We start from the raw sequence: 24,406 nt of genomic DNA, 5'->3' as shown, positions 1-24,406 counted from the left end.
GAACAATGGCCAGTATCGAGGATATTCTCGAGCTAGAGCGCATAGAGAACGACATCTTTCGCGGTCGGACTTTCCCCAGCATGCTGCACCGCACGTTCGGTGGGCAGGTTGCGGGACAGGCACTGGTCTCGGCGGTGAACACAGTGGGCGAGGACTACCGCGTCCATTCCCTGCACGGCTACTTCATCCGCCCCGGGAACCCGAACGAGCCCACCGTCTACATGGTCGAACGCATTCGCGACGGGCGCTCCTTTTGTACCAGGCGGGTCACCGGCATTCAGGACGGCAAGGCCATCTTCACGATGTCGGCGTCGTTTCACGTCGACGACGAGGGGATCTCGCATCAGGACACGATGCCGCGCGTGGTGGAGCCGGAAAGCCTCCCCGACCCGCGTGATCTACCGGGCTTCGACAATTCCTTCTACGAGGAGTGGAAGGAATGGGACATCCGCAAGATTCCCGACGAGCAGACCGAGAAGCATTCGAGTCTCGCAGCGCAGCAACGTGTGTGGTTTCGCTACCGTGACCGGTTGCCCGACAGTCAGGTCTTCCACGTCTGCACCCTGGCCTACATGTCGGACATGACACTCATCGGTTCGGCCAAAGTGCCTCATCCTGATGTGGTGACGCAGACGGCGTCGCTCGACCATGCATTGTGGTTTCTGCGACCGTTCCGCGCCGACGAGTGGCTGCTCTACGACCAGACCTCGCCTTCGGCCGACTTCGGCAGGGCTCTGGCGCAGGGCAGGATCTTCGATCGACAGGGTCGCATGGTCGCCGCCGTCGTACAGGAGGGACTCATGCGCTTCGAGCGAGACCGGACGCGGACCGTCACCGATCCGTTCGCCCCCAAGTGAGTGTTCCGCGGATCGGGGTTCTCGCGCTTCAGGGCGATGTGCGCGAGCACCTGGCGGCGTTGGAGGCCTGCGGCGCCTCGGGCACGACGGTTCGGCGGCCCGCTGAGCTCGACGAGGTGGACGGTCTGATCATTCCGGGTGGCGAATCGACCACGATGAGCACTCTGCTGTCCGTCTTCGAGCTGCTGACCCCACTGCGGACGCGACTACGCGACGGGATGCCGGCCTACGGTTCGTGCGCCGGCATGATTCTTCTCGCAAGTGAAGTGCTCGACACCCGTCCGGATGCGCAACATCTCGACGGACTCGACATCACCGTCCGCCGCAACGCCTTCGGTCGGCAGGTCGACTCCTTCGAAACGGATCTCCAGTTCGCCGGCATCGACGGCGATCCGGTCCGCGCGGTATTCATCCGTGCACCCTGGGTGGAACGAGTCGGTCCCGGGGTCGAGGTTCTCGCCTCGGTTCCCGACGGCCCCGCGGCCGGTCGCGTCGTTGCGGTGAAAGAGGGGTCGGTGATGGCAACGAGCTTCCACCCCGAGGTCACCGGAGACAATCGGGTGCACAAGAGGTTCGTGGACCTGGTGCGTTCGACCTAGCAACTGCGCTGTCCTCGTCGGACAGCGGCGCGGCCGCGCGTAAACTATGAACACTCGACTTCCGTACGAAAGGGGCGCTATCGCATGAGCGGCCACTCCAAATGGGCCACCACCAAGCACAAGAAGGCGGTGGTCGATGCCCGACGCGGCAAATCGTTCGCCAAACTCGTCAAGAACATCGAGGTGGCGGCTCGCACCGGTGGTGGTGATCCAGTCGGAAACCCGACGTTGTACGACGCCATTCAGAAGGCCAAGAAGACGTCGGTGCCCAATGACAACATCGAGCGCGCACGTAAACGCGGTGCCGGTGAAGAAGCGGGTGGCGCCGACTGGCAGACCATCATGTACGAGGGGTACGGGCCCAACGGCGTCGCCGTGCTCATCGAGTGCCTCACCGACAACCGCAACCGAGCTGCCGGCGAGGTTCGCGTCGCGATGACCCGCAACGGCGGCAACATGGCAGACCCGGGTTCGGTGTCGTACCTGTTCTCGCGCAAGGGACTCGTCACGCTCGAGAAGAACGGCCAGAGCGAGGACGATGTCCTGATGGCCGTGCTCGACGCCGGGGCCGAGGAGATCACCGACAACGGTGACACCTTCGAGATCGTCAGTGAGCCGACCGACCTGGTCGCAGTGCGTTCGGCACTGCAGGAGGCCGGTATCGACTACGACTCGGCCGAGGCCAGTTTTCAAGCGTCGGTCAGTGTCCCGGTCGACGCCGACGGCGCACGCAAGGTGTTCAAGCTGATCGACGCCCTCGAAGAGAGCGACGACGTGCAGAACGTCTACTCGAATGTCGAACTATCCGACGAGGTGCTCGCCGAGCTCGACGAGGAGTGACTTCGCCTTCGGGTGTCGCACACCGGTAGTTGCCCCGTCCTCCGCTACGCTATCGAACAACAGTTCGTAGGGTGAAAGGTGTCGACGTGGTCGTGCTCGGGGTCGTAGAGGTGGCAGTGTGCGAGTGATGGGCGTCGACCCCGGGCTGACCCGTTGCGGTCTGAGCCTCATCGAAGGTGGAGCCGGTCGCAGCGTCGTCGCGCTCGACGTCGATGTGGTGCGCACTCCGGCCGACATGGACTTGGCTCAGCGTCTGTTGCTCATATCCGAAGCTGCCGAGTACTGGCTCGACACTCACAAGCCGAGTGTTGTTGCGATCGAAAGGGTGTTCGCACAGCACAACGTGCGCACCGCGATGGGTACTGCTCAAGCCGGCGGGGTCATTGCACTGGCGGCCGCCCGGCGCGGTGTGAACGTGTGCTTCCACACGCCGAGTGAAGTCAAAGCCGCTGTGACCGGAAACGGAAGCGCGGACAAGGCCCAGGTCACGGCAATGGTGATGCGCATTCTCGGGTTGCAAACGGCTCCGACACCCGCAGACGCCGCGGATGCTCTCGCGTTGGGTATCTGTCACTGCTGGCGGGCGCCGATGATCGCCCGGATGGCACAGGCAGAAGCGATGGCCGCGGAGCAGAAACGCAAGTACGAGACCCGCTTGGCGGAGCAGCGAAAGGCGCGGGCAGCCGAGACGCGCTCGGTCACGGCGAAGAAGCTCGCGCGGGTCGCGAGAGAGGCAGGCACCCGTTGATTGCGTCGATACGCGGTGAAGTGCTGGAAATCGCACTCGATCACGCGGTGCTGGAAGCGTCCGGTGTGGGCTACCGCGTCAATGCCACCCCATCGACGCTCGGCACGCTCAGCCGCGGCGCGGAGTCGCGTCTGCTGACGACCATGATCGTCCGCGAGGACTCCATGACGCTCTACGGCTTCGAGGACAGCGAGTCGAGAGACCTGTTCTCGCTGTTGCTGACCGTCTCGGGTGTCGGACCTCGTATCGCGATGGCCACTCTCGCTGTCCTGGACCCGGTTTCGCTTCGAACTGCGTTGGCAGATGGCAACATCACCGCATTGACGCGGGTCCCGGGCATCGGCAAGCGGGGCGCGGAGCGGATGGTTGTGGAACTCCGAGACAAGGTCGACGCCATCGTGGGCGGCGCCTCCGGAGCGGCGATTCCGTCCGGATCGGGTGCCGGCAACACGATCCGTGACCAGATAGTCGAAGCACTGACCGGTCTCGGCTTCGCATCGAAACAGGCCGAGGATGCCACGGACTCCGTACTCGCCGCCCAGCCGGATGCGTCGACGTCTGCGGCGCTTCGGTCCGCTCTGGCTTATCTGGGCAAGTCCAGATGAGCGCCGACTCCAACGGGATCGAACCCGACCACAAGGATTCACACGTCACGGCGGATTCGTACGTCACGGCGGATTCACAGGTCACGGCCGGGGTCACCGCCGATGATGCCGATGTCGAGACCAGCCTTCGGCCGAAGTCGCTGGCCGAGTTCATCGGGCAACCCCGTGTTCGCGAACAGTTGCAGCTCGTGCTGACCGGCGCCAAGCTGCGCGGCAGCACACCGGACCACATCCTGATGTCCGGCCCACCCGGCCTCGGCAAGACCTCGATGGCAATGATCATCGCGCAGGAACTCAACACTTCGCTTCGGTTGACGTCGGGGCCGGCACTCGAACGGGCTGGGGATCTCGCGGCGATGCTCAGCAACCTCGTCGAGGGCGACGTGCTGTTCATCGACGAGATTCACCGCATCGCGCGACCAGCGGAGGAGATGCTCTACCTCGCGATGGAGGACTTCCGCGTCGACGTGGTCGTCGGAAAGGGTCCGGGCGCGACGTCCATCCCCCTCGAAGTGGCGCCATTTACCCTCGTCGGTGCCACCACCCGGTCGGGTGCGCTGACAGGCCCGTTGCGGGACCGATTCGGATTCGTCGCACACATGGACTTCTACGAGCCCGCGGAACTGGAGAAGATCCTGCTTCGCTCCGCAGGAATCCTAGGGGTCCCTATCGATCAAGCCGGTTGCGCCGAAATCGCGGGACGATCGCGTGGCACGCCACGCATCGCCAACCGGCTGCTTCGTCGCGTCCGTGACTATGCCGAGGTACGCGGTGACGGCACCGTCACCAAGAAGACCGCGCAAGAGGCGCTCGTGGTTTACGACGTCGATCAACTCGGACTCGACCGCCTCGACCGGGCGGTGCTGAGCGCGTTGGTTCGCAGCTTCGGTGGGGGACCGGTCGGAGTCTCGACCCTGGCCGTTGCCGTCGGCGAGGAACCAGCGACCGTCGAGGAAGTGTGTGAGCCCTTCCTCGTCCGCGCCGGGATGGTTGCCCGTACCCCCCGGGGGCGAGTTGCCACTGCGGCCGCGTGGCGGCACCTGGGCCTGGTACCGCCACCGGACCTCGCCATCGGTGGCATTTCCGTCCGAACCAACGAGGCTCAGCAGGAGTTATTCGAATAATTCGCTGATAATCCACGGGAGCGGGACAAGCGACCGCCGAGGTGATGGCACACTGGGTCGCACACGTGGCGCAAGATTGACCGCCGAACCGATCGACAACCGACTCTTGACGAGGACTGACGTAAAAGATGGAACTGCTATTTCCGCTGCTGATCGTAGCTTTGCTCGTACCTATGTTCCTCAATGTTCGGAAGCAGAAGAAGGTGCTCGCCGCCACGCAGGCGCTTCAGGACTCGCTGAAGGTCGGTGACGAGGTGGTCACCACCGCCGGGCTGTATGCCCGCGTCGTTCTCGTCGAGGAAGACAGTATCGACCTCGAGATCGCCGACGGCGTGATCACCACCTGGTCGCGCGCAGTCGTGCGTGAGGTTCTGCCTCCGGAGTCGGAGGACGAATTCGCCGCGCCCGACGATCTCTCCGGAATCGAGGGTGCAACACCGTCGCTGGAGAAGAACACCTCACTCGAGAAGAACCAGCCGTCGGTACCCGCCGACGAAACCGTCGAGCAGAGCGCGCGCCGTCTCGACAAGGAGTGACTCAGCGATGATCGCAGCCGCTGTCGGACCGGATCCGGCAGCGGTTTCGCATGCCGGGGCCTCGGCGTCCGTTTCGTCCTGATATCGGCCGACAAAGCCGCTTCTCGACGTGCGAACAGGTCCGGGAGAAACGTCGCTCGTTCTTTCTAGAACTGTCCAGAGGAGAAACACACACCGTGGCACCTTCAAGCGGATCGGTGCATCCATCCCGCTATCTCGCCGTCTTCGGGGTGATGATGGCCGTCGTCTACTTGCTGGTCTTCTTCACCGGAGATCGGTCGCCGACACCCAAGCTCGGAATCGACTTGGAAGGCGGCACCCGGGTCACCCTGACGGCGCGCACGCCGGACGGCAGTGCGCCGAACCAGGAGAGCCTGCAGCAGGCACAGGAGATCATCTCCACCCGCGTCGACGGACTCGGTGTGGCCGGATCCGAGGTGATCGTCGACGGCGACAACCTCGTGATCACCGTGCCGGGTAACGACGGCGCGCAGGCACGCACCCTCGGGCAGACCGCGCGTCTGTTCATCCGCCCGGTCATTCAGGCAACCCAGCCCGCAGCCGGTGCGCCCGCGATCGATCCTGCGACCGGAGAAAGCGAAGCCGGAACCGAGCAGGAGCCTCCCGCGGAGGCCCCAGCTACGGACGCGCCCGCGGGCGATGCAGTGCCGCAGAGTCGGCCGTTCCCCGCCCAGGACCCCAGCGGCGTCGACCAGGCTCCTTCGGAACCGTCCGCTACACCGGCTCCGACGCCGGGTACCGCCGGTGACGAGGAGACGGTTCGCACCGATGCCCAGATCACGGCCGACCGGATCGCCGAAGCGAAGGAACTGCGTCAGAGCGAGGATCCGCAGGTGCAGCAAGCTGCGCTCGCGACGATCGACTGCAACGAGCCGGACCCACTGCAGGGCAACGACGACCCGGACCTACCGCTTGTTGCATGCTCAACCGACGGAGCGGCCGTGTACCTCCTCGCTCCGAGCATCATCGACGGTCAGCAGATCACGGATGCAAGTTCGGGATTCAACACTCAGCAGGCTCGTCACGAGGTGAGCCTGAGCTTCGATTCCGAGGGCAGCACCACGTGGGCGCAATTCACCGGCGCCAACATCGGTAGTCAGGCCGCGTTCACTCTCGACTCGAAGGTCGTCAGCGCGCCGCAGATCCAGGGGGCGACACCGGCAGGCAGTGCGACCTCCATCACCGGGCAGTTCACCGCACAGGGAGCCACCGAGCTCGCCAACACGCTCAAGTACGGATCCCTGCCGCTCTCGTTCGCCGCGTCCGAGGCCCAGACGGTCTCGGCGACGCTCGGGCTGGCCTCGCTGGAGGCCGGTCTGCTGGCCGGTGCCGTCGGGTTGTTGCTGGTGCTCCTCTACTGCCTCGCCTACTACCGTGCACTCGGTTTCCTGACCGCGCTGTCGCTCGTTCTGGCGGGAGCGATGGTCTACGGCCTACTCGTGTTGCTCGGTCGGTGGATCAACTTCACACTTGATCTCGCCGGCATCGCCGGTCTGATCATCGGTATCGGTATGACTGCCGACTCGTTCGTCGTGTTCTTCGAGCGCATCAAGGACGAGATGAGGGAGGGTCGGAGCTTCAGATCTGCCGTCCCACGAGGATGGACGCGTGCGCGGAAGACGATTCTGTCCGGAAACGCAGTCAGCTTCATCGCTGCAGCGGTGCTCTACACGCTGGCGGTGGGGCAGGTTCAAGGGTTCGCATTCACGCTCGGGCTGACTACCATCCTCGACGTCGTCGTCGTATTCCTGGTGACCTGGCCGTTGGTGCACCTTGCATCGAAGTCGAAGTTCTGGTCCAAGCCCGAGGTCAACGGTCTGGGCGCCGTCGCGCAGATTGCGTACGAACGAAAGCGCGCCGCAGCCGGCAAGGCCGCAGCACCCGCGCCGATCAAGGGGGCCTGAGATGACCGACACTCCACAAGACTCCGCTGGTGCGGCACCCAACTCCACGCTGCTCGACTCAGGCGCCGACCAGAATGCCCAACCCAACAGAAGCTTCTTGAGCCGGCTGTACACCGGAACCGGGGCGTTCGACGTGGTCGGCCGACGCAAGTTCTACTACCTGTTGACGGGCGCGATCGTACTGATCTGCTTGCTCAGCATGGTCTTCCGGGGATTCACCCTAGGGATCGACTTCGAGGGCGGAACTCAGATTCAAGTTCCCGCGAGCGACGGCATTACCACCGAGCAGGTCGAAACGGTCTTCACCGACACTCTCGGCTTCGGTCCGGAACAGGTACAAACCGTCGGTTCCGGTGCCGGTGCCACCGTCCAGGTTCGGTCCGAGGCCCTCGACGCAGGCCAGACCGACGAGGTTCGGACCGCACTGTTCGTCGAGCTACAACCGGTGGACAACACCGGAACGGCGACACCCAATGCCATCAGCTTCTCCGATGTCAGTGAGACCTGGGGCGGACAGATCACCCAGAAAGCTCTCATCGCGCTGGTCGTCTTTCTCGTGATAGTCAGCATCTACATCGCTATTCGCTACGAGCGCGATATGGCCCTTGCCGCTCTGGCGGCCCTGTTCTTCGATCTCCTCGTCACCGCGGGCATCTATTCCCTGGTCGGGTTCGAGGTGACGCCGGCGACGGTGATCGGTTTGCTCACCATTCTCGGGTTCTCGCTCTACGATTCCGTTGTGGTGTTCGACAAGGTCGAGGAGAACACCCGGGGCGTGCTGCACCTCAACAGGAGGACGTATGCGGAGCAGGCGAACTTGGCAGTGAATCAGACTCTGATGCGCTCGATCAACACCACCGTCATCGGTATCCTGCCTGTCCTTGCCCTGATGGTGATCGCGGTGTGGATGCTCGGCGTCGGGACCCTCAAAGATCTGGCACTCGTGCAGTTGGTCGGCATCATCGTCGGTGCGTACTCCTCGATCTTCTTCGCGACGCCGCTGCTCGTCTCCATCAAGGAGAAGTGGGGCCCGGTGGCCGCGCACACGAAGAAGGTGCACGGTAAGCGCGCGGAAGCGGCCGAACGTGCCAGGTCCGGCAAGTTGGTCGGCGCCGGCGTTCGCGTCGACACCGTCCCTGCCGAGCCCGCGCCCGTGACACCCAGGGTGGGTGCGAGACCGACGGGGAAGCGCGGCAAGAACAGGCGGTGATGAACGTGTCGTCCGGACTCACCCGAACCGGGGCAGCAGCAGTGGCGGCAGCCGTTGCCGCCGGTGCCCTCGCCGGTTGTACCTCGGCAGAGGACAAGGTGCCGTCGATCGGGTACGCCATCGACAACACCGTCGGTACCTACAACGCGAACACCGTCGACGGCGCGACCTCGGGAGCGCGGCAAGCGTTCCCGCGGGTCCAGACCGGATTCAGCTATCTGGGACCCGAGGGTAAATCGTTGGCGGACAACGATATCGGCGGAGTATCGACAGTTCCGGCCGACGTTCTGACAGTGGCGTACACGATCGCCCCACAGGCCGTGTATTCCGACGGTGTGCCGATGACGTGCGACGATCTCGTGCTCACCTGGGCTGCCAACAGCGGCCGGTTCGTCGAGGAGGACGACGTTCCACTGTTCGACGCGGCATCGAGTGCCGGCTACGCCGATATCGAACGGGTCGACTGCGCGCCGGGCAGCAAGACCGCGACCGTCGTGTACGAGCCCGGTCGGTCCTACCAGGAGTGGCGCAGCCTGTTCGGCGCCACCGAACTGCTGCCGTCGCACGTCGTCGCACAAGCAGCCGGCATACCGAATGTGGTCGACCCGATCCTCTCGGGAGATATCGACTCCGTCCGGGCCATCGCGCAGTTCTGGAACACCGGTTGGACTCTGACACCCGGTGCGATCGACACGGCGCTGCTGCCGTCGAACGGGCCGTACCGGGTCGATTCGTACACGCAGGACGGTGGTCTGGTGCTGGTGGCCAACGAGAAGTGGTGGGGCATCGCACCCGAGACCGAACGAGTCGTCGTGTGGCCGAAGGGAACCGACCTGCAGGCCAAGGTCGATGCAGGCGACATGCAGGTGGTCGACTCCGGTGCCGGCGGCGACCTGCCGGCCGAGGGCTTCGGCCGTACCGACTTCCCGTCGCACGGCGTCGAACAACTGACTTTCGCTACTACTGGCGCACTCGGCTCGGCATCGGCACGGCGTGCGCTGGCGCTGTGCACCCCGCGCGAGCAATTGTTCGACGATGTGGGTCATCCAGGGTTCGAGCGCGCAACCGGGATCGGCTCCGGCGTGATCGACTCGCGACTGATGCAGCCGAATAGCTTGCTGTACGGGCCCGTTGCCGCGGTGGCCGACGGCGGCTATCGGCAGCCGGACGCGGCGGCATCGACGGACGCTCTCGAAGGCGAAACGGTAGCGGTCCGCATCGGCTACCTTGCGCCGGATCCGAGACGTGCTCGCATCGTGGCAGACCTCGCAGCAGCGTGCGCTCCCGCCGGAATCACCGTCGAAGATGTCGGTTCGACGACATTTGCGCCGTCGGCGCTGCGTGCCGGTGTGGTCGATGCTGTTCTCGGTTCGACGGCGACGGTGAGCGAAGCTGCGCGGTACAGCCTGCACAGCGACAACGGCAGCAATGTCGGGGGCTACACGAACAACAGGGTCGACGAGATTGTCGACCAACTGGCAGTCGAGCAAGTGGACGGCACCGCGCTGGCGATCGCCACCGAGGGCGAGCGGATTCTCTGGAACGAGATGCCGACTCTGCCGCTGTTCAATCAGCCCCGCACGGTTGCGGCGTCGGACGGGCTGAGCAACGTGGTCGTCAACGCGACCACCTCGGGTGTGGGCTGGAACATGGATCGGTGGATACTTCACCAGTGAGCGCAGACAGTCCGACCCGACCGGACCCGGCCGCCGAGGCCGCAGTCAACATCGACCGACTGGTGCGCTGGGCGGACGACTTCCCGGTAAAGGGTGTGCGTTTCGCGGATCTGACGCCGGTCTTCGCGGATGCGCGGGGTTTGTCGAGCATCATCGACGCCTTGGCTGCATCACACAACGGCGCCGATCTCGTCGCAGGTATCGATGCCAGGGGCTTCCTTCTCGGGGCAGGAGTCGCGCTCGCACTCGATTCGGGTGTGCTGGCCGTACGCAAAGCAGGCAAGCTTCCGCCTCCTGTCGTATCGCAGAGCTATCAGCTCGAATACGGTTCGGCTGAGCTCGAGATCCCCGAGAACATCGACGTAGCGGGGAGAAAGGTCCTCGTCGTCGACGACGTGCTCGCCACCGGGGGCACCATCGCGGCGACCGTCGAACTGCTCCGCTCCCGTGGCGCAGACGTGGTAGCGGCCGCTGTAGTCCTCGAGATTTCGGCTCTGGGCGGGAGAAGTCGATGTGCCGGGTACCCGCTCGCCTGCCTTCGGCTGGTATGAAGACTAAAATCGAAACATGCTGTGGTCGTGATCAGCATGTGAGAGGTCAGAGAACTCACGGCGAACACGAGGACAGTCAACGCGGCAGGAGGCGATCGCAATGACCCGTTCCGTCGACGAAGGGGTGCCCGACCAGCCCCTGCCCGAACAAGCTGAGCCCTCGTCGGAAGGGGTCTTGTCGGACGCCTCGCCTGCTGAGCCCCCGTTGGTTCTCGGCCGCGGCGCGACGCCCACGGTGCCGACGTCGGCATCGAGACGCGTGCGCGCGCGGCTGGCGCGCAGGATCACCGCCGGCCGGAACACCACCGTCAAGCCGGTACTCGAACCGCTCGTCAGCTTGCACCGTGAGCTGTTTCCCAAGGCGGACCTGGCGTTGCTGCAGCGTGCCTACGATGTTGCCGACGAGCGTCACGCGAGTCAGATGCGTAAATCGGGCGACCCGTACATCACGCACCCACTCGCCGTGGCCAATATTCTCGCCGAGCTCGGGATGGACACCACCACCCTCGTCGCGGCCCTGCTACACGACACCGTCGAGGACACCGGGTATTCGCTGGTCCAACTCACCGACGAGTTCGGGGAGGAGGTGGCGCATCTGGTCGACGGCGTCACCAAATTGGACAAGGTCGTTCTCGGTACGGCTGCCGAGGGCGAAACCATCCGCAAGATGATCATCGCGATGGCCCGGGATCCTCGAGTGCTGGTGATCAAGGTCGCCGACCGCCTGCACAACATGCGCACCATGCGCTTCCTGCCACCGGAGAAGCAGGCGCGGAAGGCGAAGGAAACCCTCGAGGTCATCGCTCCGCTCGCGCACCGACTCGGTATGGCGACGGTCAAGTGGGAGTTGGAGGACCTGGCGTTCGCAATTCTGCACCCGAAGAAGTACGACGAGATCGTTCGTTTGGTTGCCGACCGCGCCCCGTCCCGCGATACCTATCTCGAAAAAGTCAGAGCCGAGATCAATTCTTCGCTCTCGGCCTCGCGGATCAGCGCAGTGGTCGAAGGTCGCCCCAAGCATTACTGGTCGATCTACCAGAAGATGATCGTCAAAGGACGCGACTTCGACGACATTCACGATCTCGTCGGGGTGCGAATCCTGTGTGACGAGATTCGCGACTGCTATGCCGCTGTAGGCGTCGTTCACTCGTTGTGGCAGCCGATGGCGGGGCGGTTCAAGGACTACATCGCACAGCCTCGCTACGGGGTCTATCAATCACTGCACACCACGGTCGTCGGGCCTGAGGGCAAGCCCCTGGAAGTCCAGATCCGCACCCGTGACATGCACCGCACCGCGGAGTTCGGCATCGCCGCGCACTGGCGGTACAAGGAGACGCGCGGAAAGCACGGCAGCGACAACGCCGAGGTCGACGATATGGCGTGGATGCGCCAGCTCCTGGACTGGCAGCGTGAAGCCGCGGATCCGGGCGAATTCCTCGAGTCTCTACGGTACGACCTCGCGGTAAAAGAGATCTTCGTCTTCACACCCAAGGGCGACGTGGTGACGCTGCCGGCGGGTTCGTGTCCCGTCGACTTCGCCTACGCCGTTCACACCGAGGTCGGCCACCGCTGTATCGGCGCCCGCGTCAACGGCCGCCTCGTCGCCCTCGAGCGAAAGCTGGACAACGGTGAGGTAGTCGAGGTTTTCACCTCGAAAGCAGTCACCGCGGGGCCCAGCCGCGACTGGCAGGGGTTTGTCGCGTCACCGCGCGCAAAGACCAAGATCCGTCAGTGGTTCGCCAAGGAACGCCGTGAAGAGGCGCTCGAGGCCGGCAAGGATGCGATTGCCAAGGAAGTCCGCCGCGGCGGGCTACCTCTGCAGCGATTGATGAACGCCGAGTCGATGTCGACCATCGCCCACGAGCTCCGCTACGTCGATGTCTCGGCGCTCTACACAGCGGTCGGGGAGAGTCATGTCTCTGCCCAGCATGTGGTGCAGCGATTGGTCGCTCACCTGGGCGGCGTCGGAGACGTGGAGGAGGAACTCGCAGAGCGGGCGACTCCGTCGACCATCCCGACGCGACCACGTCAGGTCGGCGACGCCGGCGTGTTGGTATCGGGAACCGAAGGTGTCGTGGCCAAGTTGGCGAAGTGCTGTACACCGGTGCCCGGCGACGACATTCTCGGGTTCGTCACACGAGGCGGTTCGGTCAGCGTGCACCGGACCGACTGCACCAACGCGAAGTCACTCGGCGAGCAGTCCGAACGGTTCATCGACGTCGAGTGGGCACCGTCTGCGTCCTCGGTCTTTCTGGTGGCAATTCAGATCGAGGCACTCGACCGGCACCGGCTGTTGTCCGATGTCACCAAGGCTTTGGCGGACGAGAAGGTCAACATTCTCTCGGCCTCGGTCGCAACGTCGGGGGACCGGGTTGCCATCAGCAAGTTCACCTTCGAGATGGGCGACCCGAAGCACCTGGGGCACGTCCTCAATGTCGTACGCAACGTCGAAGGTGTCTACGACGTGTATCGGCTGACCTCGGCGGCCTGAGGGCGGCTCCGCCGCATGTGAGTGGTTTTACATAGCCCGCTATGTAAAACCACTCACATGCGCGAAGTGCCTTATGCGGTGACGGTCTCGAGTATCACGTCATCGATCGGCGCGCCGTCGCTCGCTCCGCCGGACACACCGGCTTCGGCAATCGAGTCGAGTGTGGCCAACCCCTCCTCGGAGATGGTGCCGAAGACGGTGTACTGCGGCGGCAGCACCGAATCGGCGTAGACCAGGAAGAACTGGCTGCCATTGGTACCAGGTCCGGCGTTCGCCATGGCCACGGTGCCGCGCGGGTACACCACGGGCATGGACAGCGCCGGATCCTCCGGCGCGAACGCGGTCGTGGGGTATTCGTTCGCGTACTCGTACCCCGGCCCGCGACTACCCGTGCCGGACGGATCTCCGCACTGGAGAACCTCCAGCCCGGCGCTCGTGGTCAAACGATGGCACAGGGTGTCATCGAAGTATCCCTGCGAGGCCAACGACGTGAAGCTGTTCACGGTGCACGGCGCTTCGGTTCGGTCGAGAGTGAGCCCGATCGGTCCCTGGTTCGTCGCGACGGCGACATCGACGATTCCTTCGGTAGGCACCTCGGTGGTCGCCGGCGGCACGTTCTCCTTCACGGCCGGCGACGATTCCGGGTAGCTGCACGTGGTCGTCTGTGCCAACGCCGCCGGAACCGGGGGAAGCACTCCGAATCGAGTCATGTCCAACGGCATCTGCGTGGTGCTGGCGGGAGCGGAGGTCGAGGATTGCGCGCTGCTGGTTGTCGCATCCGGCGAGTCGGTGGAGCCGGAGGAGCAGCCCGCGAGTACAAGTGCCGCCGCGCCGACAGCCGCCCACAGCACCGAAGGCCGCGTCACAGGTCGCTCACGAGGCTGGTGATCTCGACCGGCTCAGCGGGGGCACCGTCGGACGCGCCACCTTCGACGCCTGCTGCTGCAATCTGGTCCAGGGTCTGCAGTCCTGTCTCGTCGATGCTGCCGAACACGGTGTATGCGGGCGGGAGTGTCGAGTCGCCGTAGACCAGGAAGAACTGGCTGCCGTTGGTTCCCGCGCCGGCGTTCGCCATGGCCACCGTGCCGCGCGGATAGGTGATCGGGTCGTCTGCCGCGGAGTCACCGTCGGCGAACTGATCCGCTGGGAACTCGTCGTCGAACTGATAACCCGGGCCACCCGCGCCGGTTCCTGCTGGATCACCGCACTGCAGAACCTGCAGGGCGCCCCCGGTGGTGAGGCGATGGCACGTGGTGCCGTCGAAGTAGCCCTGGTTGGCCAACGAGACAAAGCTGTTCACAGTGCAGGGAGACTGTGGGTTGTTCAGCGTCAGACCGATGTTGCCCTGGGTCGTCTCCATGCTGTAGCTCAGAGTTTCCTCGCTCGTGGGCACACCCTCTGCGCGCGGAGGAGTGTTCTCCTTCGCGGCGGGCTGCGGAGCAGTGGGATACGCACAATCGACGGTCTCGGGGAGCGCCTCAGCGCGGCCTTCGGCGATGAGCGTGTCGCCGCTCGTCGCGCTCGAGGTGGCATCGGCAGCCGTCGTATCGGCATCGTCGCTGCCCCGGGTGAGCGCGACCGCGACGGCAACTGCACCTACGACGACCACGACGCCGAGAATCGATCCGGCGATCGTCAGTTGCTTACGCTTCTTCGCACGTTCGGCGCGACGTTCGAGCTGTCGCTCGAGCTTTCTCTTGGCTGCTTCGCGCCGCTGCTCGTTGCTGGGCAATTGACGTGTCCTCCTGCTAGTCCTCGATCGAGAAGTGTCCTCGATTCGGCACCATCCGAGACCGAACCGACCGTGAGTGAGTGTGCCATCACATCCTGAGAACATTCTGGTCGGGCACTGGCGACGTGCAGGTGAACACCATGCAACTACGCTGGGTCCGACCTGCCCTCACCCCAAAACAGGAGCTGCTGCCGTGCTCGTCACCGGATTCCCGGCGGGAATGTTCCAGACCAACTGCTACGTCATCGCGCACGACGATGCCCGTGAGTGCGTCGTAGTCGATCCCGGCCAGGACGCAGCCGAACCACTCATGCGCTTTCTGGACGAATCGAACATCACGCCCGTTGCGATTCTGCTCACACACGGCCACCTCGATCACACGTGGTCGGTCGAACCGTTGTGTCGGACTTTCGACATTCCGGCATACATTCACACCGAAGACCGCTACATGCTCTCGGATCCGCTTCGAGGAACCGGGCCGACGCTGGCAGCACTGCTGGGAGACGCTGAGTTCTCCGAGCCGGACGAGGTACGCGGTCTCGACGACGGTGTGCCCCTCGAACTGGCAGGGATTCCCTTCGGAGTCCTCCACACTCCCGGGCACACGCAGGGGTCGGTGGTGTTCACCATCGAGATGGATGGACCCAACGGTGACATTGTCCGCGTCGCCCTCACCGGTGACACGCTGTTCGCCGGCTCGATCGGTCGCACGGATCTCCCCGGAGGCGACCACGAGCAGCTCCTGCAATCCATTGCACATTCGTTGCTGCCGATGAGCGATGACACGGTGATCCTGCCCGGGCACGGTGGCCAGAGTTCGATCGGTTCCGAACGCGCCGCCAATCCCTTTCTCGTTGGACTGTCGGTACCCGGACAAGGAAAGCTGTGACCGTGAGCAAGCCGACCAATTTTTCTGCGCCCAAGGGCATCCCCGACTACTTTCCGCCGAACTCTGCGGAGTTCGTCGCCGTGCGCGAGGGCTTGCTCGGCGCCGCCCGTAACGCCGGATACGGCCACATCGAACTACCGATCTTCGAGGACACCGGGCTGTTCGCCCGTGGCGTCGGGGAATCGACCGACGTGGTGAGCAAGGAGATGTACACGTTCGCAGATCGGGGCGATCGCTCGGTGACGTTGCGTCCCGAGGGCACCGCCGGCGTCATGCGTGCAGTCATCGAACATGGGCTCGATCGCGGGGCGCTGCCGGTGAAACTTGCCTACGCCGGCCCGTTCTTCCGCTACGAGCGTCCTCAGGCCGGACGATATCGACAGCTGCAACAAGTAGGCATCGAGGCCATCGGCATCGATGATCCCGCGCTCGACGCAGAAGTGGTAGCCGTTGCCGACACCGGCTTTCGGAGCCTCGGACTGAGCGCTTTCCGTCTCGAGATCACGTCGCTCGGGGATGACACGTGCCGACCGCAGTACCGCGAGAAGCTTCAGAGCTTCCTTTTCGGTTTGCCGCTGGATGCGGACACCCGAAAGCGTGCCGAGATCAACCCGCTCCGCGTACTCGACGACAAGCGACCCGAGGTACGTGAGATGACCGCGGATGCACCACTCATGCTCGATCACCTCTCGGACACGGCCAAGGCCCACTTCGAGGAAGTCCTTTGTCACCTCGATGCACTCGGCGTGCCGTACGTCGTCAATCCACGCATGGTGCGCGGGCTCGACTACTACACCAAGACGACCTTCGAGTTCGTCCACGACGGCCTCGGTGCACAGTCCGGTATCGGCGGCGGGGGTCGCTACGACGGGCTCATGGCGCAACTGGGAGGGCAGGAGCTTTCGGGTATCGGATTCGGCCTCGGCGTCGATCGCACGATGCTCGCACTCGCCGCAGAGGGCAAGTCGGCTGCTTCGACGGCACGCTGTGACGTATTCGGTGTACCGCTCGGCGCCGAAGCGAAAGCGCGAATCGTCACTATTGCAGGTCAGTTGCGGGGCAAGGGAATCAGCGTGGATATGGCTTACGGCAACCGCGGAGTCAAGGGTGCGATGAAGGCGGCGGACCGCTCGGGCGCTCGATACGCCCTGGTGCTCGGCGACAAGGAGTTGGCGGCGGGCACAGTGGTATTGAAGGAACTTGCCACGGGGGAGCAGCGCGAAGTACCGCTCACCGAGGTGCTTGCACAGGTGGAGGCCGGCATTGCCAAGTGAGGGAACGTCCGTCGCACTGGATCTGATTCCCGTCGATGTCGTCGCGCCGCGCCTGAAGAAGTTCGCGGTCGGCTCGATCGTGGTGGCGGTTCTCCTCGCTGTGATTGCGAGCTTCTTTCTTCCGGTCGTCGTGGCAGTGGTTCTCGGGCTCGTGGTCGCAGTGCCTACCGCGGGCTCGGCGTGGGTGGGCATCAGGCGCCGCATCTGGCTCGCGGACAACGTTGTTCACATTCGTGGCGGGTTTCGCACGAAGCGATTGGTAGTTCCCGACGTGGTGACCGCCGAGCTTCAGGTTCGGGTTGCCCGGATCGATCAGGTGTCGCTGCGGCTCTACGACGGCAAGACCCGCGCCACTATTGCGCTGGCGCTCTACACCGGCGGGGGAGGACGGGAATTTCCGATTCTTGCGCTCCGCTCACTCGCAGACGCGCTGTGGACCACAGAACTCGTCCCTGCTGCCGCGATCGCCTCGGTGCTGGTCGATCAGCTCAAAGCGGAAGCCAGGGACGCGGGTCTGAGCGAACGTCCGCTGCATCGAGCGGTCGAACTGGTTCGTGACGCCGGCCGAACGCCCATCGCTACCTTGACCGACCGGGAAGTCGTCGAGTTGACGAGCTGAACGCTCAGGTCACGAGGAAGGCATCGAGAACGATGGAATCGACCGAGCGTGATCCGGACGTGACGACCAATGCGCGGTTGAGGTAGGTGAACTGCGGTACGGCGGTCGAGATGTCGAGCGTGCCGCGGAAGTAGTAGGTCGCTGGATCCACTTCCTCGGTGCCGCCCAGGGACTCGATGACCTCGGCCGGGCCGAACTGAAATACGCGATGTGCGAGCGAAAGATAACCGCCGTCAGCCAGTTCGAGGACGAGTTCGGTGCTCAGTTCGGTGCATCCGTCGGCCCGCGTCGTCGCAACGATCGACGACGAACCCGCCAAGGTGCCCTCGATATCCGGACCGGGTGCTGCCCCGCCCAGGATAGGTGTCACGACGCGTTCGCCCGCCGGTACCGCTCCGAGATCGATCGGGACGCCCAAGCTGAGTCCGAGCCGGAGTATCGGCTCGAGGGTGGGCGCGATGGGTGCAGTCACGTGCAGAACGCTCCTTGTTGGTGTGAGGTCGGTGGGTGGATCCGATGGTACGGCGTCCTCCGGCCCCCGAGTCGACCTTGACACGCTCTAGAACACATGTTCGACTATGCGCATGCGATGGGCCGGTCAGACACTCGACGCCGCAGACGAGGGCGCGTTGCCCGGTCTCGGGCGTGCCGGGCTCGTTCGCAGCGTACAGACACCCGAGTTCGAGGGAATCACGTTCCACGAGGTGCTGTGCAAGAGTGCACTCAACAAGGTGCAGGGGGACAACTCGCTACCGTTCACCTGGACGATCAATCCGTCCAGGGGATGCTCGCATGCCTGCCGATACTGCTTCGCCCGCCCCACTCACGAGTATCTGGATCTCGACTCGGGCAACGACTTCGACTCGCAGATCGTTGTGAAGACCAACATCGCTGCGGTGCTGCGTAAGGAGTTGGCGCGACGTTCCTGGAAGCGCGAGATGGTGGCTCTGGGTACCAGCACCGACCCTTATCAGCGTGCCGAGGGTCGCTACCGGCTGATGCCCGGAATCATCAGGGCACTCACGGAATCCGGCACACCGTTCTCGATCTTGACGAAGGGCACTCTGCTCCGACGCGACCTGCCTTTGCTGACGCTGGCCGCCGGTGAGGTCGATGTCCGGATAAGTGTCAGCCTCGCGATGGCTGATCCTGAACTGCAGCGACAGCTGGAACCCGGAACCCCCAGCCCGCGTGCGCGGCTCGATCTCATCCGAGCGATCCGTGACGCAGGCCTACCGTGTGGGGTAATGGTGGCGCCGGTAATCCCGTTCGTCACCGACGGCGCGCGGCAACTCGACGGCCTGTTCGAGGCGCTGGCCGAGGCGGGTGCGTCCTCGGTGACGACGCTCCCGATGCATCTACGCTCCTCGACCAAGGACTGGTTCATGTCGTGGTTGGCGACGAACCATCCAGCCCTGGTTCGCCGTTATCGGCAGTTGTACGGCGATGGCGCGTATGTGACGCCGGAGTACACGGCATGGCTTCGCCGGCGTATCGACCCGCTGCTGGAACGGCATGGATTCGCCGCCGAGCAGGCGGGGCCGGTCGAAGATATCCTGGCCTCCCCGTCCGATGTGCCGGCGAAATCGTCTGCGGCACCGACGGATCGCACTCCCGCGTTGACGCTGTTCTAGATCGCCTCGGTCAGCGGGTGAGCGCCGCGGGATTGTTCAGATCGACTGCGGCGAAAGTGTCGCACGCCGACACCGAGCCCGTTCGGTAGCCGGTGAGAAACCATGATTGCCGCTGCGCCGACGATCCGTGGGTCCAACCCTCAGGGTTGACCTGCCCGGTGGTCGACTGCTGGATCCGGTCGTCGCCCACCGACGCGGCAGCAGAGAGGGCGTCGTCGACATCGGCCTCGGAGAGTGGGTCGAGGAACGGAACACCGGTCTCTTCCGCGGGGATCTGCGTCGCGAAATGCGCCCATATCCCGGCGTAGCAGTCGGCCTGCAGTTCGACACGAACGCCCCCGGACTCGGGTCCCTGTGGATCGGATTGTGCGCGTCCGATGTCGCCGAGTTGGTTCTGGATGTGATGCCCGACTTCGTGGGCCACCACGTATTCCTGGGCGAGCGGTCCGCCGCTGGAGCCGAACTGATCGACGAGAACTCGGAAGAAGCTGGTGTCGAAATACGCAGTCGCGTCGGCCGGGCAGTAGAAGGGGCCGACGGCGCTGGTAGCGCTGCCGCAACCGGTGAAGGTCGAGTCGGTGAAGATGTTCACGGCCGGACGCACGTAGGCGACTCCCGTCTGCGCCGCCAGTTGCGACTGCCAGACGGTGTCCAGACTCGACACGGTGAATCCGATTCGGCAGTCGACCTTCGAGTTCGCATCCTCCTCGGTCTCGCATCCTTCGAGGGTGCCCGCCTCACCGGACCCGCCCTGCGAGGAACCGTCGACACCGCCCAGCTGGCTCAGAAGTTCGCCGGGGTCGCCGCCGAGCAGTAGGGCGACGACCAAGACGACGACACCGCCGATGCCGCCCAGTGCGACCTTCCCGCCCCGGCCTCCACCGCTGCCACCGACGGACACCCGCCCGCGTTCCATGCGTGAGCCTCTGCTGAACGTCATCGATCGAGTCCCTCTCGACGGTGCCCCGCAACGCGGGTACGACCTGAAATACCGCTGTCGGGCACCAGCTTCGCACGGCTGGTGGTATCGCGTTTCCGGTACCGATGTCGCGCTCCGTAGGATCGGTGACCGACGAACACCTATTTTCGGCTTTTCGCGAAAGGAAACCCGTGCTGCGCACCCACCTCGCCGGATCACTTCGATCCGAGCACGTCGACCGAACAGTCACCCTGACGGGTTGGGTTGCGCGCCGACGCGATCACGGCGGTGTCATCTTCATCGATCTCCGCGACGCTTCAGGGGTCGCCCAGGTCGTATTCCGCGCCGGCGATGTCGCGGAGAAGGCGCACCGGCTCCGCGCCGAGTACGTGGTGAAGGTGACCGGCACCGTCGAGCAGCGCCCCGACGGCAATCAGAACTACGAGATCCCGACGGGCGCCGTCGAGGTCGACGCCTCCGACATCGAAGTGCTCTCGGAGAGCGCTCCGCTGCCGTTCCAGCTCGATGACCAACCGGGAGAGGAAGCTCGGCTCAAGTACCGCTACCTCGACCTGCGGCGGGAAGGACCGGGCCATGCCATCCGACTGCGTTCGCATGTGAACGCGGCCGCCCGCAGTGTCCTGGCTCACCACGAATTCATCGAGGTGGAAACGCCGACGCTGACACGTTCGACGCCCGAGGGGGCTCGCGACTTCCTCGTGCCGGCCAGATTGCAGCCCGGCAGCTTCTACGCACTGCCGCAGAGCCCGCAGCTGTTCAAGCAGCTGCTGATGGTCGGCGGTATCGAGCGGTACTACCAAATTGCTCGGTGCTACCGCGACGAGGATTTCCGCGCCGACCGCCAGCCCGAGTTCACTCAGCTGGATGTGGAGATGAGCTTCGTCACGCAGGACGATGTCATGCTGCTCGCCGAGGAGATTCTGGCCGCGCTGTGGAAGCTCGTCGGGCACGAGTTCACCACGTCCATACCGCGGATCACGTACGCGGATTCGATGCGGCGTTACGGGTCGGACAAGCCGGACCTACGTTTCGAGATCGAACTGGTCGAATGCACCGACTTCTTCGCCGACACGACTTTCCGTGTGTTCCAAGCGCCCTACGTCGGTGCTGTGGTGATGCCGGGTGGGGCCTCGCAGCCGCGCAAGCAACTCGACAAGTGGCAGGAGTTCGCCAAGCAGCGCGGCCACAAGGGACTCGCGTATGTTCTCGTCGCCGAGGACGGCACGCTGGGTGGTCCGGTTGCGAAGAACCTCACCGACGCCGAGCGTGACGGGATCGCAGCGCACGTCGGCGCGAAGCCGGGTGACGCGATCTTCTTCTCGGCTGGTTCAGTCAAGACCTCTCGCGCTCTGCTCGGTGCCGTGCGTGGCGAGATCGCCCGCAAGCTCGATTTGATCGATCCGAAGGCGTGGGCTTTCGTGTGGGTCGTCGACGCCCCGCTGTTCGAGCCGACGTCCGACGCGACCGCCAGCGGCGACGTTGCAGTCGGATCGGGTGCGTGGACGGCTGTGCATCACGCGTTCACATCACCGAAGCCGGAGTCGATGGAAACATTCGACACCGATCCCGGATCGGCACTCGCCTACGCCTACGACATCGTCTGCAATGGCAACGAGATCGGCGGGGGCAGTATCCGCATCCACCGCAAGGACATTCAGCAACGAGTGTTCGCGGTAATGGGGATCGACGAAGGAGAGGCTCAGGAGAAGTTCGGCTTCCTGCTCGACGCTTTCAGTTACGGCGCACCCCCGCATGGTGGGATCGCTTTCGGATGGGATCGAATCACCGCTCTTCTCGCCGGTGTCGATTCCATCCGCGAGGTCATCGCGTTCCCGAAGTCCGGTGGCGGTGTCGACCCATTGACGGACGCTCCGGCGCCGATCACGCCCTTGCAGCGCAAGGAATCCGGTATCGACGCGAAGCCAGAGAAGACTGACGCGAAGCCGGAGACGGACGCGAAGCCGGAGAAGTCAGACGCCGAACCGGCCTAGCAGCCGCCGACCCGTGACCGTGAGGCCCCTCGAGCATCGAGGGGCCTCACCTTGTTGTGCGCGGCCGTGATCTCGTGCGCGAGAGCGACTCAGGGGGCAGTCGAGACGGTCCCGCCGGTCAGCACTCGATACGCGTAGGTCGTGGCGATCATCGTGACCGGCACCGTGAGAATCAGTCCCAGTCCGCACAACAGCGCGCCGCCGAGGTTGAGGGCCACGAGGGTCATGAAGAGCAACGCCAGCGGCCCGGGACTCGAGGCGAGCAGACGTAGGTTCGCAGCGACCGCACCCATCGCTGACGTGCCCCGGTCGAGCAGGAACTGAAGCACGAACCAGATGGCGATGCCGAAAACGAAGCTCACGAAGATCCCGATGATGGGATGTAGGGCGCCGTTCAGAACGGCGTTGAGGACCGAGGCGACGACTGCGAACACCGTCAGATTCCCCACGTTCGGCAGGCGCCAAAACGACCCGAAGGAGGGTGTCGCACCGTCCAGTTCGAGCAAGGATCCTCGAACGAGGAGCGCGGAGGCGAAGTATCCGATGATGCCTGCCACCGAAGTGCCGACGATCATTCCGGCAGAGAGACCGTTCTCGACGAATGTGGCGTCGTAGGACGGGTCGTCGTAGGCCCCCGAGGCTGTGAGGTTGTTGAACGTCACGGCGAACAGTGCCACGTAGAAGACGAGCAGGATCGCCGCGAACAGTCCCATGAAGGCAAGCCAGGTGCCGATGTTCGCTACGAATTTCTTCCAGCCGTACGAGAGCGCTTCCCCTACCCGGAGAGTCGCGGGCTGAATGTACGTCGGCTGCGGGCTGTGGCCCCAGTGATTGCCCATCGGGGGGTACTGCCCCGGCGGGTACTGATTCGGTGGGTACTGATTCGGTGGGTACTGATTCGGTGGGTACTGGCCCGAATACGGGCCGGGCTCGTACGGTTGGTTCTCGGGTCGATCATATTGTGGATCGTGGCCGCCGCCCCCGGTCGGTTGGTCGTTCACCATGTCCCTTTCATTCGAAGTGGATCGTGCGTCGATGGACGCAGATCGCCCCGAAACCATACGACGTCCGGGTGACAATTCGATACCGGAAAGTATCGTTTCAGAGTCTGCACGCGCATCGGCCCCGAATCCGATACTTGGATTCGGGGCCGATGTCGGCGTGACGCGCGCGTCAGACAGGCGCGTTGCGCGTGGTGATCCGGTAGGCATAGGTGGAGGCGATAATCGTGACCGGAATGGTCACGAGAAGCCCTACCAAGCAGGCGATGAGGCCGAGTACGTTGATGCCGAAAAGGGCGAGCGCCAGCAGGAACAGCGGGCCGGCATTGGCGGAAATCGCCTTGAAGCTGGACTTGATCGCAGTGATCGCATCCTCGTTTCGGTCGATAACGAACTGAAGCGTCCACCAGGTCAGGAATGCGAGCACGATTCCCGGGATGATCAAGAGCACGAAACCGATGCCGACCATGATGCCGACAAGGATGCTGGCGATGATGATCGAAGCGACGTTTCCGAACTGAAAGAACGAGCCGATCGCCGGCTTGTTTCCGTCGATTTCGTGGAGAGCGCCTCTGATCAGAGCGGCATTGATCAGGTAGCCGACCACCGCGGTGACCAACGAGCCGAGGATCCTCCAGGCACTGAATGAGTCGGAGAAGTCCGAGGAAGTGTCGAATCCACCGAACACGAAACTGAGCACGATCTGGATGACGCCGGCGATGAGAACGATGCCGACCCATACGCCGGCGTTGTTCTTGAAGGTGTTCCATCCGTACGAGATGGCGTCACCGACATTCAGGGTCGGCGGTAGGCCTGCCCCGTAACCGCCGCCGTAGTTGCCGGGCGGTGGTGGGTAGTTGCCGGGCGGTGGTGGGTAGTTGCCGGGCGGTGGTGGGTAGTTGCCGGGAGGCGGTGGGTAGTTGCCACCCGGTGGTGGGTAGTTGCCGGGAGGCGGTGGGTAGTTGCCACCCGGTGGTGGGTAGTTGCCGGGAGGCGGGGGGTTGTTGCCACTCGGCGGTGGGAAGTTGCCGGGCGGATTCTGTGGGTACTGAGGGTTCTGTGGGTACTGAGGATTTTGTGGGTACTGGGGATTCTGGGGCTGGTTCGGATCGGGACCATCTTGCGGACCGTCCGGTGGGTTCACGCTCACGATGCCTCTTCTCG

General features: G+C 64.2%; 23 protein-coding genes. 17 read left to right on the top strand and 6 right to left on the bottom strand.

Annotated elements, in window-relative coordinates; all coding sequences use genetic code 11:
- Positions 1-5: 5 nt before the first annotated feature.
- The 12 genes from KVY23_RS10835 (at position 6) to KVY23_RS10780 (ending at position 13,162) form a co-directional block, all read left to right on the top strand.
- Positions 6-857, top strand: a complete 852-nt coding sequence (locus KVY23_RS10835; protein ID WP_075838638.1) for an acyl-CoA thioesterase II — start codon at positions 6-8, stop codon at positions 855-857.
- Positions 854-1,456 (top strand): pyridoxal 5'-phosphate synthase glutaminase subunit PdxT, encoded by a 603-nt coding sequence (pdxT, locus tag KVY23_RS10830; RefSeq protein WP_230556397.1) that lies wholly within the window; start codon positions 854-856, stop codon positions 1,454-1,456. Before KVY23_RS10835 ends, pdxT begins: the two co-directional genes overlap by 4 nt.
- Positions 1,457-1,540: 84 nt before the next feature.
- Complete coding sequence (locus KVY23_RS10825) at positions 1,541-2,296, top strand: YebC/PmpR family DNA-binding transcriptional regulator (protein WP_075838639.1); 756 nt, start codon at positions 1,541-1,543, stop codon at positions 2,294-2,296.
- 118 nt (positions 2,297-2,414) lie between these two features.
- Entirely contained in the window at positions 2,415-3,044 is a 630-nt protein-coding gene (ruvC, locus tag KVY23_RS10820; protein WP_075838640.1) for a crossover junction endodeoxyribonuclease RuvC, read from the top strand.
- Positions 3,041-3,649, top strand: a complete 609-nt coding sequence (gene ruvA, locus KVY23_RS10815; protein WP_230556396.1) for a Holliday junction branch migration protein RuvA — start codon at positions 3,041-3,043, stop codon at positions 3,647-3,649. Before ruvC ends, ruvA begins: the two co-directional genes overlap by 4 nt.
- A complete protein-coding gene (ruvB, locus tag KVY23_RS10810; protein WP_230556395.1) occupies positions 3,646-4,773 on the top strand; it encodes a Holliday junction branch migration DNA helicase RuvB in 1,128 nt (375 codons plus the stop codon). The genes ruvA and ruvB overlap by 4 nt, the downstream gene beginning before the upstream one ends.
- A 128-nt stretch (positions 4,774-4,901) precedes the next feature.
- On the top strand, positions 4,902-5,309 hold the full coding sequence (yajC, locus tag KVY23_RS10805) for a preprotein translocase subunit YajC (protein WP_230556394.1): 408 nt from the start codon (positions 4,902-4,904) through the stop codon (positions 5,307-5,309).
- Positions 5,310-5,485: 176 nt separating this feature from the next.
- On the top strand, positions 5,486-7,234 hold the full coding sequence (gene secD, locus KVY23_RS10800) for a protein translocase subunit SecD (RefSeq protein ID WP_230556393.1): 1,749 nt from the start codon (positions 5,486-5,488) through the stop codon (positions 7,232-7,234).
- A 1-nt stretch (position 7,235) separates the two neighbouring features.
- On the top strand, positions 7,236-8,444 hold the full coding sequence (gene secF, locus KVY23_RS10795; RefSeq protein WP_230556392.1) for a protein translocase subunit SecF: 1,209 nt from the start codon (positions 7,236-7,238) through the stop codon (positions 8,442-8,444).
- On the top strand, positions 8,444-10,120 hold the full coding sequence (locus tag KVY23_RS10790; protein WP_230556391.1) for an ABC transporter substrate-binding protein: 1,677 nt from the start codon (positions 8,444-8,446) through the stop codon (positions 10,118-10,120). Before secF ends, KVY23_RS10790 begins: the two co-directional genes overlap by 1 nt.
- The gene (locus KVY23_RS10785; RefSeq protein WP_230556390.1) at positions 10,117-10,671 is read left to right on the top strand and encodes an adenine phosphoribosyltransferase; all 555 of its coding nucleotides are present in this window, start codon (positions 10,117-10,119) and stop codon (positions 10,669-10,671) included. The genes KVY23_RS10790 and KVY23_RS10785 overlap by 4 nt, the downstream gene beginning before the upstream one ends.
- Before the next feature lie 100 nt (positions 10,672-10,771).
- On the top strand, positions 10,772-13,162 hold the full coding sequence (locus KVY23_RS10780; protein ID WP_230556389.1) for a bifunctional (p)ppGpp synthetase/guanosine-3',5'-bis(diphosphate) 3'-pyrophosphohydrolase: 2,391 nt from the start codon (positions 10,772-10,774) through the stop codon (positions 13,160-13,162).
- Positions 13,163-13,233: 71 nt separating this feature from the next.
- On the opposite strand, the gene KVY23_RS10775 is transcribed toward KVY23_RS10780, so the two are convergent.
- Positions 13,234-14,028 (bottom strand): peptidylprolyl isomerase, encoded by a 795-nt coding sequence (locus KVY23_RS10775; protein ID WP_230556388.1) that lies wholly within the window; start codon positions 14,026-14,028, stop codon positions 13,234-13,236.
- The gene (locus KVY23_RS10770) at positions 14,025-14,894 is read right to left on the bottom strand and encodes a peptidylprolyl isomerase (protein WP_230556387.1); all 870 of its coding nucleotides are present in this window, start codon (positions 14,892-14,894) and stop codon (positions 14,025-14,027) included. Before KVY23_RS10770 ends, KVY23_RS10775 begins: the two co-directional genes overlap by 4 nt.
- Positions 14,895-15,087: 193 nt before the next feature.
- On the opposite strand from KVY23_RS10770, the gene KVY23_RS10765 reads away from it, so the two are divergent.
- From KVY23_RS10765 to KVY23_RS10755, 3 genes are read left to right on the top strand one after another with little or no spacing between them, the layout of a single operon-like run.
- Positions 15,088-15,783: an MBL fold metallo-hydrolase gene (locus KVY23_RS10765; protein ID WP_230556386.1), complete on the top strand. Its 696-nt coding sequence runs from the start codon at positions 15,088-15,090 to the stop codon at positions 15,781-15,783.
- 2 nt (positions 15,784-15,785) lie between these two features.
- Positions 15,786-17,057 (top strand): histidine--tRNA ligase, encoded by a 1,272-nt coding sequence (hisS, locus tag KVY23_RS10760; RefSeq protein ID WP_230556385.1) that lies wholly within the window; start codon positions 15,786-15,788, stop codon positions 17,055-17,057.
- Positions 17,047-17,676, top strand: a complete 630-nt coding sequence (locus tag KVY23_RS10755; RefSeq protein ID WP_230556384.1) for a hypothetical protein — start codon at positions 17,047-17,049, stop codon at positions 17,674-17,676. Before hisS ends, KVY23_RS10755 begins: the two co-directional genes overlap by 11 nt.
- 4 nt (positions 17,677-17,680) lie before the next feature.
- Here the strand turns inward: KVY23_RS10755 and KVY23_RS10750 are convergent, their stop codons facing one another.
- Positions 17,681-18,148, bottom strand: coding sequence for a DUF3237 family protein (locus KVY23_RS10750; RefSeq protein ID WP_075838648.1), 468 nt, complete (start codon positions 18,146-18,148; stop codon positions 17,681-17,683).
- Positions 18,149-18,260: 112 nt separating this feature from the next.
- On the opposite strand from KVY23_RS10750, the gene KVY23_RS10745 reads away from it, so the two are divergent.
- Positions 18,261-19,310, top strand: a complete 1,050-nt coding sequence (locus KVY23_RS10745; protein ID WP_230556383.1) for an Rv2578c family radical SAM protein — start codon at positions 18,261-18,263, stop codon at positions 19,308-19,310.
- A 10-nt stretch (positions 19,311-19,320) separates the two neighbouring features.
- On the opposite strand, the gene KVY23_RS10740 is transcribed toward KVY23_RS10745, so the two are convergent.
- On the bottom strand, positions 19,321-20,250 hold the full coding sequence (locus KVY23_RS10740; protein ID WP_230556382.1) for a neutral zinc metallopeptidase: 930 nt from the start codon (positions 20,248-20,250) through the stop codon (positions 19,321-19,323).
- A 170-nt stretch (positions 20,251-20,420) separates the two neighbouring features.
- Here KVY23_RS10740 and aspS point away from each other — a divergent pair, with 170 nt between their 5' ends.
- Positions 20,421-22,241 (top strand): aspartate--tRNA ligase, encoded by a 1,821-nt coding sequence (gene aspS / locus KVY23_RS10735; protein WP_230556381.1) that lies wholly within the window; start codon positions 20,421-20,423, stop codon positions 22,239-22,241.
- Between the two features lie 89 nt (positions 22,242-22,330).
- On the opposite strand, the gene KVY23_RS10730 is transcribed toward aspS, so the two are convergent.
- Together KVY23_RS10730 and KVY23_RS10725 are read right to left on the bottom strand one after the other, a co-directional pair.
- Positions 22,331-23,245, bottom strand: a complete 915-nt coding sequence (locus KVY23_RS10730) for a hypothetical protein (RefSeq protein ID WP_230556380.1) — start codon at positions 23,243-23,245, stop codon at positions 22,331-22,333.
- Between the two features lie 169 nt (positions 23,246-23,414).
- Complete coding sequence (locus KVY23_RS10725; RefSeq protein WP_230556379.1) at positions 23,415-24,392, bottom strand: hypothetical protein; 978 nt, start codon at positions 24,390-24,392, stop codon at positions 23,415-23,417.
- Positions 24,393-24,406: the final 14 nt, after the last annotated feature.

The sequence above is a fragment of the Rhodococcus sp. I2R genome, from assembly GCF_020889545.1.
Classification (GTDB): Bacteria; Actinomycetota; Actinomycetes; order Mycobacteriales; family Mycobacteriaceae; genus Rhodococcoides.
Note: the sequence above shows the minus strand (reverse complement) of the source record. Positions and strands in the feature narration are given on the sequence as shown.